This is a genomic window from Arthrobacter sp. NPDC057009 (genome assembly GCF_042673905.1).
Lineage (GTDB): Bacteria > Actinomycetota > Actinomycetes > Actinomycetales > Micrococcaceae > Arthrobacter.
In genome coordinates this window covers 40,436-53,810 of sequence record NZ_JBHUSB010000011.1, presented here as the reverse complement: position 1 = coordinate 53,810, position 13,375 = coordinate 40,436, and the positions used below count along the sequence as shown (strand labels likewise).

The following is a 13,375-nucleotide window of genomic DNA, read 5'->3' as shown; positions in this document are numbered from 1 at the left end:
AACCCTCACACTTCCGTATCGTGAAAAGCTAATTTCCTCTTGCGGAATATTGTGACCGGGGTTACGTTGGGAACAGACCCCGATCCGGGGCGTTCCCAATTGATAGGTACAGATCAATGAAGATCCCAGATTCCTCGGCGCTGAAGGCGAGTTCGGCGCCGTCGAAGAAGAAAGGCCTGCACAGGTCGCTCTTCTTCCAAATTCTGATCGCCGTCGTGGCAGGTGTTCTCATAGGACATTTCTGGCCGAACCTGGGCGCTCAACTGAGGCCGCTTGGTGACGGCTTCATCCAGCTCATCAAGATGATCATCGCGCCGCTGATCTTCCTCGTGATCGTCACGGGAATTTCGGCCGTTGGCGACGTCAAGGCGGTCGGAAGGGTAGGAGTCAAGGCTCTCGTCTACTTCACTGTGGCCACGCTTTTCGCCTTGGTCTTCGGTCTGGTCGTCGGCAACATCGTTCAGCCCGGAGCGGGCCTGAACATCGATCCGAGCACCCTGTCCCAGGAGGCGCTGGACGCCAAGACCGGCCATGCCGCACCGAAGGACGCGGCGGCATTCATCCTGGACGTTATCCCCACGAGCGTCATCGGTGCCTTCGCCAACAACAGCCTGTTGCAGGTCCTCTTTTTCTCCGTGTTCTTCGGCGCCGCGATCGTCGTCATCGGCCGTGAGCGGTGCCAGCCGGTCATCAGCCTCATGGAGACGGTCCTGGAACTCGTTTTCAAGATCATGTCCTGGATCATGAAGGTTGCCCCGATCGGTGCATTCGGTGCGATGGCCTTCATCATCGGCCAGTATGGTCTGGACACACTCGGTACCTACGCCAAGCTGATTGCCGCCTGCTACGGTGCCGCGGTTGTGTTCATCGGGCTCCTGTTCCTCGTGGCCTGGGGATTCGCCCGGGTTCCGCTGTGGCAGTTCCTCAAGTACACCCGCGAGGAATTTTTGCTGGCGCTCGGCACCGCCTCCACGGAAGCCGTGATGCCGCGCATCATGACCAAGCTGACGAACGCCGGATGCTCCCGCGCCACCACCGGCTTGGTGGTGCCCACGGGCTACTCGTTCAACCTGGACGGGGCAGCGATTTATCTGTCCATCTCCCTCCTGTTCCTCGCCCAGGCTTTCGGCCACAACCTGGACCTCGGCCAGCAGCTTGCAGCCCTCGGTGTCCTACTGCTGACCTCGAAGGGCATGGCCGGTGTTCCAGGCTCCTCCTTCCTGGCGCTTTCTGCCACTGCAGCCGCGCTCGGAATCTTCCCGGTGGCGGGAGTGGCCCTGCTGCTCGGCGCCGACCGGCTCATGGACTCGATGCGAGTGGTGGTCAACCTGCTGGGTAACTGTGTGGCTACGTTCGTGGTCTCCAAATGGGAGGGCCAGTTCGACCGCAGCGTTATGGCCCGTGCCTTCCGCGGCGAGATCACCAACCACGACTCCGCCGTCATGCTCGGTGTCGAGGAGGACTTCCAGGACCAGGAGCTGGAGCGGATCAGCAAAGGCGGCCAGGCCTCGCCCAAGTTCCGTGGCGGCCCCACCCCCGGCGAGATGCCGGAGTTCGAGATGAGCAGGCCGTCGGCAGCTATCAACCACGAGTAACATCACGAGTTTTCGTACAGATAATGGCCGCTGAACGCCTCTGAAGTCGCGGTATCTGTACAAAAACTCAGGAGAAATGAACACAGGATCCCGCCCGGGTTGGCAGCATCAGTCCCGGGCGGGATCCTGGTTTTTATTCGTGGGCGGGATCCCTGCTGCTAGAGGGGGAGCAGCGCCGACAGGTCCGCGCGCAGGCCCGAGGCCGCCACGCGGCCGGCGCCCACGGCATCCGCCCAGCTCAGCCGGCCGGTCACCATCGCAAGCCAGGTGGCGGCGTCGCACTCGATGACATTCGGGGGAGTGCCGCGTGTGTGGCGCGGGCCCTCCACGCACTGGGTGACGCCGAACGGCGGCACCCGCACCTCCACCGAATTCCCGGGCGCCCGGGCGGTGACCTCCTCGAGCGAGTACCGGACCGCTGTCGCAATCACCGAGCGGGGAACCGCGGGTGGGGCCGCCGGCCCGGACGCAGCGGACGGTGCGGCAAGGGCAGCGTCCGACGGCGGGACGGCACCTGCCGCCCACTCGTTCAGGGCCGCCTGGCCGTCCGCCGGGTCAATTCTGCGGCGCGCAATAGCCACCGGAACCTCCTTGAAAAGCTAAATTTTCTAGTCCAGCAGTGCCGAGACGGCGTGGCCCAGGCGGATCTTGCCCACGGGGCGGCCGCCGCCCAGGACCGGCTCCACCACCTTTTCGAGCACGCTGGAGACGCCGGGAATGTCGACCGCTCCGCAGGCCGCAAGCAGGGTCAGGCCGACGAGCGAGGTGGCCCGCAGATTGCCGTCAAGCATCTTCAGGGCCACGGACACGCCCTGCGGGGTGGCCATGACCAGGATGCCCTCGGCGCCGATCTTGGCGATGACGTCAAGCTCCTCCATCACGATCGTGTTGGCCTCGCCCCTGCCCTGGACAGCCCACGGGTAGTCCAGCATGGAGGTGGCGATGGTCGCAGCGCGGGCGTTGGAGGTCTTGTCGGACGGGGCCTTGGCGAGCAGGGAGTAGGCACGCGCCAGCCCGGTCAGCGAAATGGCGGCCACCGGAGCGCCGCAGCCGTCGATGCCCAGGTGCGCGATCCGCTCGCCCGAATACTCTTCAATCACCGTGCGGATCCGCTGCTGCAGCGGATGGTTGGGTTCCAGGTAGCTGTGCGTGTCCCAGCCGTTTTCGGTGCAGGCCCACAGGAACGCCGCGTGCTTCCCCGAGCAGTTGAACGCCAGCCGGGACTTGCCCCGCTCGGACCGGGTCAGCCAGTTCCGGGCGGTCTCATCCTGCGGCCACGCCGCGGGGCACTGCAGCTGGTCCTCCTTGACTCCGGCGGCCTTGAGCATGCCCTCGACGACGTCCATGTGGTCGAGCGACCCCGTGTGGCTGGCGCAGGCGACGGCCACCTGGGCGCCGCGGAGCGGAACACCGGCCTGCATCGCCGCCAGCGCCTGCAGGGGCTTAAGCGTGGACCTGGCCAGGATGGGCGTGGTGATGTCGCCCAGCTGGGTGACCACGTGGCCGTCCGCGGCGAGGACCACGGCCGCCCCGATGTGGCGGGACTCCACGAATCCGCTCCGTTCAACCACGGCGAGTTCGACGGCGGAATCCACAGTGAACGTGGCGTGCGAATTTAGGGCCATGGGGCCAGTCTATGGTGCGGCGCGGGCATTCCCCGGGAGCCGTCCGGGGCTTTTGGCAGGTTAAAGGGGGTGCTGAACGGACTACTCAACCGTTACCATGACCGACTGCCAGCCGGAGGCGCCGTCCGGTACGGGGTCGGCGCGCTTCTCGGTCTGCACCTCGCCTGTCCCGTCCGTGGCGCGCGCCCTGATGTAGTGTTGGCCCGGCTTGGCGTCCCACAAGTAGGACCACTGCCGCCACGTGTCCACGGAAGCCTCGTCCGACAGCGCCGCCTCGGCCCAGTTCCCGCCGTCGACCTGCACTTCCACCCTGGTGATGCCCCGCCGCTGGGCCCAGGCGGTACCGCCGATGGCCACCCTCCCTGCCGGCACCGTGGCGAAGGATTTGGGCACCTCGATCCGGGCCATCGTCTTGATGGGGCCGCGCTCGGACCAGCCGCGCTCCGTCCAGTAGGCCTTGCTGTCGGCGAAGCGGGTCACCTCCAGGTCCACCACCCATTTGGTGGCGGAGACGAAGCCGTACAGTCCCGGTACCACCATCCGCACCGGGTAGCCGTGCTCCAGCGGCAGCGGCTCGCCGTTCATGCCGATGGCGAGCATGGCGTCGCGGTCATCCTGCAGGACCTCCAGCGGCGTGGAGGCACTGAACCCGTCGACGGAGGTGGAGAGCACCATGTCCGCGCCGGCCGTGGGCCTGGCCCGCTTGAGCACCTCGCGGACCGGAAGCCCCAGCCACCGGGCATTGCCGGCGAGGTTGCCGCCCACCGGGTTGGAAACGCAGGTGAGGGTCACGTGGGACTCGATCAGGTCGGCGTCGATCAGGTCCTGGAACGTGAGCCGGACCTCCTCCTCCACGAGCCCGTGCACGCGCAGCTCCCACTCCTCTGCCCTGATTTCCGGAACGCTGAGGGCGGTGTCGATCCGGTAGAAGTCCCTGGCCGGGGTCAGCCACGGTGTCACGCCGGCGGTGGCCGACTGCACCCCGCCGGGCACCGCCGCTGCGGGCCGGGCGGGCGCCGGCAGCCGGAGTGACTCCCGTGCCTGCGCCACGTTGCTGCGCGCGGCGCTGAGCAGGCGGCCCCCGGTGGCGGCGATGGCCGCCGCAGCCGCAGTCAGGCCGGTGGCCGTGAAGAACGCGCGCCGGGAGGTGGCGGGGCGTTCCGGCTCCTTGGCCGCGACGTCGGCCGGCGCATCCGGAAAAACCTGCCGGCGCCACAGCCGCGACACCAGCAGCCGCAGCACCACCAGCCCCGCCGCGGTTCCCGCCAGTGAGGGCACGGCGTCCAACGGCCTGACGCCAGCGCGGGTCACCACGCTGGCCACGATCACCGCGCCCATGAACAGCACGCCGGCAGCACCCAGCGCCCATTTCCGGTACGCCATCACGCCCAAGACGCACGCCAGTACGAAAACCGTCGCGCCCATCCCGGCGAAGAGCCCGGCCTTGTCGTTGGTTCCGAACGTCGCAATCGCGAAGTCCTTCAGCCACGGCGGCGTGAAGTCAATGAACGTCGAGCCCAGGGCAACCAGGGGAGTGGCGCGGGCCGTAAAGAACGCCCCCGCCAGTTCCGCAACGGAAAGAACGACGGCGGCGGCGGCCACCCCGGCGAGGGCCGCCAATGCGGCCGGTCCCCTGAACCACCTCATGAGCTTCTGCATGACATTGGTTCGTAGCGGCGGGCCGCCCGGATTGTCCCGATCCCAAAGGAGAGCCGGGCCGCGACGAGCGGGCCGCAACCGGAGCCCCGGCCACAACTGGGAGCCGGTCACAGCTTAGGAGCCAGCACGGTGCACAAAGTACCCTTGGAGACTGTGAAGGTACTCGTCATTGGCCCCGGTGGCCGCGAACACGCCATTGTCCGCTCCCTCCTTGCCGACCCCAACGTGTCCGAAGTCCACGCGGCTCCAGGCAACGCCGGCATCAGCAAGCTCGTCCCTACGCACGCCATCAACGGGAACGATCCGGACGCGGTGGCGGCGCTCGCCACCCGGCTCGACGTTGACCTGGTGGTCGTTGGTCCCGAGGCTCCCCTCGCCGCCGGCGTTTCCGACGCCGTGCGCGAAGCCGGCATTCCGGTGTTCGGCCCCAGCAAGGCGGCCGCCCAGCTCGAGGCCTCCAAGGCTTTCGCGAAGCAGGTGATGGCCGAAGCCGGCGTACCCACCGCCATGGCACTGGTGGCCGCAAACGCTGAAGAAGCAGCCGCGGCACTGGACACCTTCGGTGCACCCTACGTCGTCAAGGACGACGGCCTGGCTGCCGGCAAGGGCGTGGTGGTCACCGACAACCGGGACGACGCCCTGGCCCACGCCCAGAGCTGCTTCGACGCCGGCGGCACCGTGGTCATCGAGGAGTTCCTGGACGGCCCCGAGGTCTCCGTGTTCGTCCTGTGCGACGGCCGCAACACGGTGGCCCTGTCCCCGGCCCAGGACTTCAAGCGCATCTACGACAACGACGAAGGCCCCAACACCGGCGGCATGGGCGCGTACACCCCGCTTGACTGGGCCCCCGAAGGCCTCGTCCAGGAGGTCATCGACCGCATCGCCCAGCCCACCGTGGACGAGATGGCCCGCCGCGGTACCCCGTTCGTGGGCGTGCTGTTCGTCGGCCTGGCGCTGACCAGGCGCGGCACCCGCGTCATCGAATTCAACGTCCGCTTCGGCGACCCCGAAACGCAGGCCGTCCTCGCCCGGCTCAAGACACCCCTCGGTTCCCTGCTCCTGTCAGCTGCCAAGGGCGAACTGGACCAGGCGGAAGAGCTGCGCTGGTCTAAGGACACGGCGGTCGCCGTCGTCGTTGCCTCCGAAAACTACCCGGACACCCCGCGCACCGGTGACCGCATCCGCGGGCTCAAGAAGGTGGATGAGCTGGAAGGCGTCCACGTGATCCACGCCGGAACCAAGCTCGACGATCAGGGCAAGGTGGTCTCCGCCGGCGGCCGCGTGCTGGCCGTGGTGGCGCTGGGATCCGACCTCGTGGAGGCCCGGGAACGGGCGTACGACGGCGTGGAGCTGGTTCAGCTTGAGGGCGCCCAGTTCCGCACGGACATAGCAGGCAAGGCCGCGCGCGGCGAGATCAAGGTGTCGTCCGCCGTTGCAGCCCCCGCTGCCCAGGCCGGCCCCGCTGCAGAAGGGAAGGCGTGACAGTGGCTGAGCAGGAAAGAACCCGCGGCCTGGACACGGCCCATGCCGAGCTGCCCGGCTGGAAGCACGTTTACTCGGGCAAGGTCCGGGACCTGTACGTCCCCGCCACCGAATCCATCAATGAGCAGTTCGGACAGGAATGCGTGCTGGTGGTGGCCAGCGACCGCATCAGCGCCTATGACCACGTGCTCAGCAGCGAGATCCCGGACAAGGGACGGATCCTCACCCAGTTGAGCCTCTGGTGGTTCGAGCAGCTGGGCGTCGAGCACCACGTCCTGGCCTCCACCGTGGAGGACGGCGTCCCCGCCGCGGTCGAGGGCCGTGCCATGATCTGCAAGAAGCTGGAAATGTTCCCGGTGGAATGCATCGCCCGCGGCTACCTCACCGGTTCCGGGCTTGTGGAGTACCGGCAGTCCGGCACCGTCTGCGAGATCCCGCTGCCGGAAGGCCTGGTGGACGGCTCCCGCCTGGAGCACGCCATCTTCACCCCGTCGGCCAAGGCCGAGGTGGGCGAGCACGACGAAAACATCACCTACGACGCCGTCGTGTCCATGGTGGGCGACGACATCGCCGCGCGCCTGAGCGAACTGACCCTGCGGATCTACACCAAGGCCGAGGAGATCGCCCGCGAACGCGGCATCATCCTGGCCGATACCAAGGTGGAGTTCGGCTACGACGTGGTGAACGGCGCCATCACCCTGGGCGACGAGGTCCTCACGCCGGACTCGTCCCGGTTCTGGGACGCCGCCACGTACGAGCCCGGGAAGGCGCAGCCCTCCTTCGACAAGCAGTTTGTCCGGGACTGGCTCACCTCCGCCGAATCCGGCTGGGACAAGGCGTCCGATACTCCTCCGCCGGCCCTGCCCGCTGACATCGTGGACCGCACGCGGGCCCGCTACGTCGAGGCCTACGAGAAGCTGACCGGCCGCACCTTCAGCTAGGTCCCGGAGCAAACGGCAGCAAAGGGCGCCCTCTTCGGAGGGCGCCCTTTGCTTTTGGCTTCCGTTGCTAGCTCGCTTCCGCCGCGGCGGCCCGGCGCTGGGCGAGCCGGATCTCCAGCACGGCATCGAGGGCCTGCTGGACCCGGTCCTGCGCGCCGGCGGCACTGAACGCCTTCTGTGCCTCCTCCAGATAAACCAACGCCTCATCCAGTTCGCCCGCAGCCTTGAGTGATTTGCCGAGCAGCAGCGAGACCTCGCCGGCCGTGTGCTTGCCCAGGCCGGCGCGTTCGGCGTGGATGTCACGCAGCTTCTGGACAGCAGCCACGATATCGCCGGTGAGGTAGAGCCACCGGGCGCGGATGAACGCGACCTCCAGCTGGTCCGCCTTGTTCCCGCCCACGATGGACAGCGCGAGTTCGGCGCGCTCAATGGCCGACAGGGTCTCCGGTTCGACGATTCCGGACGAGAGACGGACCGCGGCGGATGCCTTGTTGAAGCGCGCCCAGAGCTCGATGTCGTTGGCGGGGGAGAGCAGCTTTGCTGCCCGCTCGTGGTGCTTGATACCCTCCGGGTAGTCGTGCCGCATGAACGCGACGTTCCCGATCACCCACGCCACTTCGCCGGCGAGCTGGGACATCGAATGCTCATCCATCTGCTCGTTCATGTCCTGGCAGTATTTCCACGCCTCGTCCAGCCTGCCGCCGTCAGCCAGCGCCCCGATGAGCGCGCGGAGCGCACCGATGATCAGTGTTGATCCCTTGGGCAGCTGCGCACAGAGCTCCACCGCCTTCTCGGCGTGTTCGACGGCGATGCCCAGCTGGCCCTGTGCGTGGCACAGCGCGGCGAGCATCTGGCGTGCACGGACACCGAGACCGGCCGATTCGGTGGCCATGGGATGCTCGGACAGGTGCTCCATGATCTTCTGGCATTCCTTGAGCTGGCCCTGCTTCATGAGGCACTCGGCCTGCATGTAGGTCATGTTCCACCAGGCGCTGGTGTTCTTGCCCTCGAGGGCAATCCGGGCAGCGTTGGCGGCATGCTCGGCCGCGAGGGAGTAGTCGCGCAGGTCCCATGCCTGCCGGGCGTAGAGTCCTGCCAGCACGTATTCGGCGTCGCTGACCGAGATGGGCTGGCTCCACGCCTCGAGTGCCTTGGGCGCGAGCTCCAGCCTGCGGGCGAGCTCTTCGATGACGTCGGCTGTGGGTTCCCGCCGGCCGGTTTCCAGCAAGGAAATGTAGCTGGGGGAGTACAGATCTTTGCCCAGTTCGGCCTGGGTCAGTCCGCGCTCCAGCCGCTCGGCGCGAAGCTTCTCCCCGAATCCATTACCCACTGGGGCTCCCTCCTATTCCGGACAGCCTTTGTACAGAATGCTTGACACCCTCTGTGGAAAACATTTTACAATGTATGTCAACAAGGATTGTGCTGACTGGGTAAGGAATCCGACTCGTATTGAGGAACTCTCACATGTTGAAGAAGATAGCAGCCGCTGCCGTTTTGGTGGGGGCCCTTGCATTTTCTGCTGCGGCTCCCGCCGCTCTGTCTGCTGGCTCGATCGCGGATAACGCGGGCACCTGGGTTGCCATTGGCAACTGGCCGGATCCGATGCACGTCGAGGACGTGAACAAGACCGATATTGGCAACTGGCCCGATCCCATGTAAACAGCTTCCATGAGGAAAACGGCTCCGGAACATGCACATCGTGTTCCGGAGCCGTTTTTCTGTCCCAAAGCAGCACCCATAAACAGCATCCGTAAATAAGGAGTGGGGACCATGACGCGGAGAGCGACCGACGGACAGCAGCGGGCTTTTTTCCTTTGGACCATCGCCGGCACGTCGCTGATCGTGGCGGCGGCAGCGGGTGCCGCCGTCGTTGAAATATTCCGGGGAACGGCCGACGCCGGGACGTTCGTCTGGGGGATGATCGGCATCGCGGCGCTGCTGGAGTCGTTGGTCCTTTTCGCCGTCGGCCTGCGCTTGCGTCACCAATACCTGAACCAGGCCCAAAGCTACGGCAGCCGCGGAGACTACCTGCCGGACGACGGATCACGCCGCCCAAGGATGCCACTGCTGGGCGACGGGCAGGCGACGCAAAACATCCACCACCAGAATCCTGGCGGAAACTGAGCTGACAAACAGAAAGAGGGCCTCCCAATGGGAGACCCTCTTTCCTTGTGGTCGGGATGACAGGATTTGAACCTGCGACCTCTTCGTCCCGAACGAAGCGCGCTACCAAGCTGCGCTACATCCCGATCCGTTGCTGCGAAAGCAACTGAACAAGGATATCCGATACCTGGCCAACATGTGAAATCGAGGCCCGGGCGGGGTTACCGGCTCAGACCAGCGAGTCCTTCCAGGCGCTGTGCAGCCGGGCGAAGCGGCCGTTGCCGCCGATCAGTTCCTCCGGTGTTCCGTCCTCCACCACCCGTCCGTCGTGGACCACGAGCACCCTGTCTGCCGTCTCCACGGTGGAGAGCCGGTGTGCGATGATCAGCGCGGTGCGGGCGTTTCCGTCGCCGGTGGTCCGGCCGGCTTCCGTGCCGCCGGCTCCAGTCCCCTCCCCGGCCGGGCCGGCGCCGTCCATGCCGCGCAGCAGCCCGGCGAGCCCGTTCTGCACAAGGCGCTCGGAGGGGATGTCCAGCGAGGAGGAGGCCTCGTCCAGGATCAGGACCGCCGGCCGGGCGAGGAACGCCCGCGCGAAGCTGATCAGCTGGCGCTGGCCTGCCGAGACGCGGCCGCCGCGCTTGTTGACGTCGGTGTCGTACCCATCGGGCAGTTCCAGAATGAACTCATGCGCGCCTACGGCCTTCGCGGCGGCTTCGATCTCCTCGCGCGGGGCATCCGGCCGGCCGAGGGCGATGTTGTCCGCTACCGATCCGCTGAACAGGAAGGCCTCCTGGGTGACCATCACGATGTTCCGGCGCAGGTCCGCGGTGGCCAGCTGCCGGACGTCCACGCCGTCGAGCATCACCGAACCGGCGGACACGTCATAGAAACGGGCAATCAGCTTGGCCAGCGTGGACTTGCCGGCCCCGGTCTGGCCCACCAGCGCCACGGTCTGGCCCGCCGGGATAGTGAGGTTCAGTGCAGGAATGATCAGCGGGCCGTTGCCGTACCGGAACTCGACGTCCCGGAACTCGACGGCGCCGCGGGCATCGTGCAGTTCCACCGCGTTCCGCGGCGGACGCACCGTGGGCACCTCCTCGAGCAGGCCCGAGACCTTCTCCAGCGCGGCCTGCGCGCTCTGGAAGGAGTTGTAGAACATGGCCATCTGGTCCACGGGCTGGAAGAAGCGCTTCGTAGAGAGCATCAGGGCCAGCAGCACACCCACGGCCAGGTCGCCGGTCAGCACCCGGAAGCCGCCGAACAGCAGGACGACGGCGACACAGGCGTTGCCGATCAGCACCAGGCCGGGCTGGAAGACGCCGTTCAGGTTGATGGAGCGCACGGTCGCCTGCCGGTACTCCTCGGCCAGTTCGCCGTAGCGTGCGGCGTTCTCGCGCTCCTTGCGGAACGCCTTGACCGCGCGGATGCCGGTCATGGTCTCAATGAAATGGACGATGAGCCGGGCCGAGACCACCCGGGACTGGCGGAACGCGATCTGCGAGTGTTTCTGGTACCAGCGGGCCAGGAGGAACATGGGCAGGGCTGCGGCCAGCACCACCAGCCCACTGCGCCAGTCGAGGGCGAAGACGGTGACGGCGGTGAGCACCATGAACAGCGCACCGGAGGCGAGGGAGGTGACTCCTGAATCCAGGAGCTCGCGCAGCGCTTCGAGGTCCGAGGTCTGCCGGGCGATGATCCTGCCCGAGGTGTACTTTTCGTGGAATTCGAGGCTGAGCCGCTGGGTGTGGCGGAACACGCGCAGCCGCAGGTCAAGCAGCATGGCTTGGCTGAGGTTCGCCGTGGCGGTCACGTACAGGGCCGTCAGCCCGGCGGCCGCCAGCGCTGTGGCGAGGTAGGCGGCGCCGGTCAGCACCAGCGGAAGACTGTTGCCCGCACGTAAAGCAGGCAGCGCGTGGTCGATGCCGAAGGCGATCAGCGCCGGGCCGGCCACCCGGGCCGCCTGGGACAGGATCACCGTGGCGATGGTGAGCCAGAACCGCAGCCGGACGGGACGGATCAGCGACCCCAGCAGGGCGAGCGACCGCCGTCGTACTGCCTTGCTGTCGCTCTTGCTCAGGTGGGCGTTGTCCTCGTTGGCAGTTCCAAAGGCTGTGGCGCTCATCGGGTGACCTCCTCTGCGTCGTCGAGGGCCGACAGTTCGGAGTCCAGGTCGCGGGGCTCCGTTTCCAGGCTCGCGATCACGTAACGGTAGTGGCTGTTTCCTGCCAGCAGTTCGGTGTGGGTTCCGACGGCGGCGATGCGGCCGTCCTCCAGCAGCGCCACGCGGTCCGCCAGCGCCACGGTGGAGGGCCGGTGGGCGACGATGAGGGTGGTGGTGCCGGACAGCACTTCCCGCAGGCGGTTTTCCACGAGCTCCTCGGTGTTCACGTCCAAGGCGGACAGCGGATCGTCGAGGACCAGTACGGAGGGGCGGGCGGCGATGGCCCGGGCAAGGGCGAGGCGCTGGCGCTGGCCGCCGGACAGGCTAAGGCCCTCCTCGCCGATGAGGGTGTCCAGCCCCTCGGGCAGCGAATACGCGAAGTGCGCCTGGGCGGTGTCCAGGGCCTCCGCCAGGATTTTCTCCCGGGTGTCCGCGTCAGGGTCCTGGACCCCGAGCAGCACGTTGTCGCGGACCGAGCTGGAGAACAGCGTGGTGTCCTCGAAGGCCACAGCCACGGCGGTGCGGAGCTCCTCCACACTGAATTCCCGGAGGTCCACGCCGTCGAGCGTGATGGAACCTGCCGTGACGTCGTAGAGCCGGGGCACGAGCTGCAGCAGGGCACTCTTGCCGCTGCCGGTGATGCCCACCAGCGCCATGGTCTCGCCGGGACGGATGTCCAGCCGGACGTCTTTCAGGACCGGCTTGTCCGGGGCGTCGTCGAAGGCGAACGTCACGTTCCTGAAAGTCAGCGCCCCTGTGATTTCGGACGGGCGGCGCGGTTCGGCCGCGCTGGTGATGGTGTTTTGCGAGTCCATGACCTCGAAGTGCCGGTCCAGTGCAGTCTTGGCTGTCAAGGCCATCGCGAGCAGCATGCCAGAAAACTCCACGGGCGCGGCGATGACCGCGGCGGTGGCGAAGAACGCCACGAGGGAGCCGATGCTGAGCTCGCCGCTGGCGGCGAGCAGAATGCCTGTCACCAGGCCTGCGCCCAGGGCCAGTTCGGGCAGGAGCGTCACCACCATGCTGAAGACGGCCTGGTGCCTGGCCTTGGCGATCTCCGTCTGCCGCAGTTCCTCGGCCTGGCCGTTGAAGGTTTCCAGTGCTTCGCGGCTGCGGCCAAAGGCCTTCAGGACGCGGATGCCGTGGACGGACTCCTCAACGGTGGTGGCGAGGTCGCCGGCCTGGTCCTGGCTCCGCCGGGTGACCTTGCTGAAGCGCCTCCGGAAGCGGAAGCCGTAGACCATCACGGGTCCGGCGGCGGCCAGGAAGATCAGGGCCAGCTGCCAGCTCATGGTGAACATGACGACGACGCCGATCACCACGGTCAGGGTGGTCACCACCAGCATGATGGCCCCGAAAGCCATCCAGCGCCGGATGAAGTTGAGGTCCGTCATGGCGCGGGAGAGGAGTTGGCCCGAGCCCCAGCGGTCATGGAACGAGACGGGCAGGTCCTGCAGGTGGCCGTAGAGCGAGACCCTCATCCGTGTCTCCACGGTGGTGGCCGGGTTGATCACGAAGGTGCGGCGCAGGGCAACCAGCACGGCTTCGGCGACACCCAGGGCAAGAATGAGGCCGGCCGAGCCCCAGACCGCCTGCATTGTGGCCCCGGGACGGAGGGAATCGTTGATGAGCACGCGCAGCACCTGCGGAATGGCCAGGGCAACCACGCTGGCCAGGAGCGCGGACAGCAGGCCCATCAACAGCCGCGGCAGGACCGGCTTCACATGCGGATAGAGACGGCTGACGGATCGAAAAAATGAACTCTGCTTGGCCATGCCCGCTTCTTGAACTCAGCTGTTTCGGTTAACA

At 66.9% G+C, this 13,375-nt stretch carries 11 protein-coding genes and 1 tRNA gene; 5 read left to right on the top strand and 7 right to left on the bottom strand.

Features of this window, described 5'->3' with window-relative positions:
* The first annotated feature begins 116 nt into the window (after positions 1–116).
* On the top strand, positions 117–1,595 hold the full coding sequence (locus ACFTR6_RS13020) for a cation:dicarboxylate symporter family transporter (protein ID WP_076800393.1): 1,479 nt from the start codon (positions 117–119) through the stop codon (positions 1,593–1,595).
* Between the two features lie 158 nt (positions 1,596–1,753).
* On the opposite strand, the gene ACFTR6_RS13015 is transcribed toward ACFTR6_RS13020, so the two are convergent.
* The 3 genes from ACFTR6_RS13015 to ACFTR6_RS13005 all read right to left on the bottom strand — a co-directional run bounded on the left by ACFTR6_RS13015 (position 1,754) and on the right by ACFTR6_RS13005 (position 4,879).
* On the bottom strand, positions 1,754–2,176 hold the full coding sequence (locus tag ACFTR6_RS13015; RefSeq protein ID WP_076800395.1) for a sterol carrier family protein: 423 nt from the start codon (positions 2,174–2,176) through the stop codon (positions 1,754–1,756).
* A 27-nt stretch (positions 2,177–2,203) separates the two neighbouring features.
* Positions 2,204–3,220 (bottom strand): asparaginase, encoded by a 1,017-nt coding sequence (locus ACFTR6_RS13010; RefSeq protein ID WP_076800397.1) that lies wholly within the window; start codon positions 3,218–3,220, stop codon positions 2,204–2,206.
* Positions 3,221–3,301: 81 nt separating this feature from the next.
* A complete protein-coding gene (locus tag ACFTR6_RS13005; RefSeq protein WP_377958224.1) occupies positions 3,302–4,879 on the bottom strand; it encodes a molybdopterin-dependent oxidoreductase in 1,578 nt (525 codons plus the stop codon).
* A gap of 153 nt (positions 4,880–5,032) precedes the next feature.
* On the opposite strand from ACFTR6_RS13005, the gene purD reads away from it, so the two are divergent.
* Together purD and ACFTR6_RS12995 are read left to right on the top strand one after the other, a co-directional pair.
* A complete protein-coding gene (purD, locus tag ACFTR6_RS13000) occupies positions 5,033–6,361 on the top strand; it encodes a phosphoribosylamine--glycine ligase (RefSeq protein ID WP_076803723.1) in 1,329 nt (442 codons plus the stop codon).
* A 2-nt stretch (positions 6,362–6,363) separates the two neighbouring features.
* On the top strand, positions 6,364–7,302 hold the full coding sequence (locus ACFTR6_RS12995) for a phosphoribosylaminoimidazolesuccinocarboxamide synthase (protein WP_087873837.1): 939 nt from the start codon (positions 6,364–6,366) through the stop codon (positions 7,300–7,302).
* A gap of 67 nt (positions 7,303–7,369) precedes the next feature.
* On the opposite strand, the gene ACFTR6_RS12990 is transcribed toward ACFTR6_RS12995, so the two are convergent.
* Positions 7,370–8,632: a helix-turn-helix transcriptional regulator gene (locus tag ACFTR6_RS12990; protein WP_076800401.1), complete on the bottom strand. Its 1,263-nt coding sequence runs from the start codon at positions 8,630–8,632 to the stop codon at positions 7,370–7,372.
* Positions 8,633–8,766: 134 nt separating this feature from the next.
* Between ACFTR6_RS12990 and ACFTR6_RS12985 the strand changes: the two genes are divergently transcribed.
* On the top strand, positions 8,767–8,961 hold the full coding sequence (locus tag ACFTR6_RS12985) for a hypothetical protein (RefSeq protein WP_377958223.1): 195 nt from the start codon (positions 8,767–8,769) through the stop codon (positions 8,959–8,961).
* Between the two features lie 111 nt (positions 8,962–9,072).
* Positions 9,073–9,426, top strand: coding sequence for a hypothetical protein (locus ACFTR6_RS12980; RefSeq protein WP_377958222.1), 354 nt, complete (start codon positions 9,073–9,075; stop codon positions 9,424–9,426).
* A gap of 48 nt (positions 9,427–9,474) precedes the next feature.
* Here the strand turns inward: ACFTR6_RS12980 and ACFTR6_RS12975 are convergent.
* The 3 genes from ACFTR6_RS12975 to ACFTR6_RS12965 all read right to left on the bottom strand — a co-directional run bounded on the left by ACFTR6_RS12975 (position 9,475) and on the right by ACFTR6_RS12965 (position 13,341).
* Positions 9,475–9,551 (bottom strand) — tRNA-Pro (locus ACFTR6_RS12975).
* Positions 9,552–9,634: 83 nt separating this feature from the next.
* Positions 9,635–11,527, bottom strand: a complete 1,893-nt coding sequence (locus tag ACFTR6_RS12970) for an ABC transporter ATP-binding protein (protein WP_377958221.1) — start codon at positions 11,525–11,527, stop codon at positions 9,635–9,637.
* On the bottom strand, positions 11,524–13,341 hold the full coding sequence (locus ACFTR6_RS12965) for an ABC transporter ATP-binding protein (RefSeq protein ID WP_377958220.1): 1,818 nt from the start codon (positions 13,339–13,341) through the stop codon (positions 11,524–11,526). The genes ACFTR6_RS12970 and ACFTR6_RS12965 overlap by 4 nt, the downstream gene beginning before the upstream one ends.
* Positions 13,342–13,375 lie beyond the last annotated feature (34 nt).

Bases quoted from the DNA above. Each gene is read 5' to 3' on its own strand.
- ACFTR6_RS13005 (WP_377958224.1), bottom strand. From the start codon at position 4,879: ATGCAGAAGCTCATGAGGTGGTTCAGGGGACCGGCCGCATTGGCGGCC.
- ACFTR6_RS13020 (WP_076800393.1), top strand. From the start codon at position 117: ATGAAGATCCCAGATTCCTCGGCGCTGAAGGCGAGTTCGGCGCCGTCG.
- ACFTR6_RS12985 (WP_377958223.1), top strand. From the start codon at position 8,767: ATGTTGAAGAAGATAGCAGCCGCTGCCGTTTTGGTGGGGGCCCTTGCA.
- ACFTR6_RS12980 (WP_377958222.1), top strand. From the start codon at position 9,073: ATGACGCGGAGAGCGACCGACGGACAGCAGCGGGCTTTTTTCCTTTGG.
- ACFTR6_RS12965 (WP_377958220.1), bottom strand. From the start codon at position 13,341: ATGGCCAAGCAGAGTTCATTTTTTCGATCCGTCAGCCGTCTCTATCCG.
- ACFTR6_RS13010 (WP_076800397.1), bottom strand. From the start codon at position 3,220: ATGGCCCTAAATTCGCACGCCACGTTCACTGTGGATTCCGCCGTCGAA.
- ACFTR6_RS12970 (WP_377958221.1), bottom strand. From the start codon at position 11,527: ATGAGCGCCACAGCCTTTGGAACTGCCAACGAGGACAACGCCCACCTG.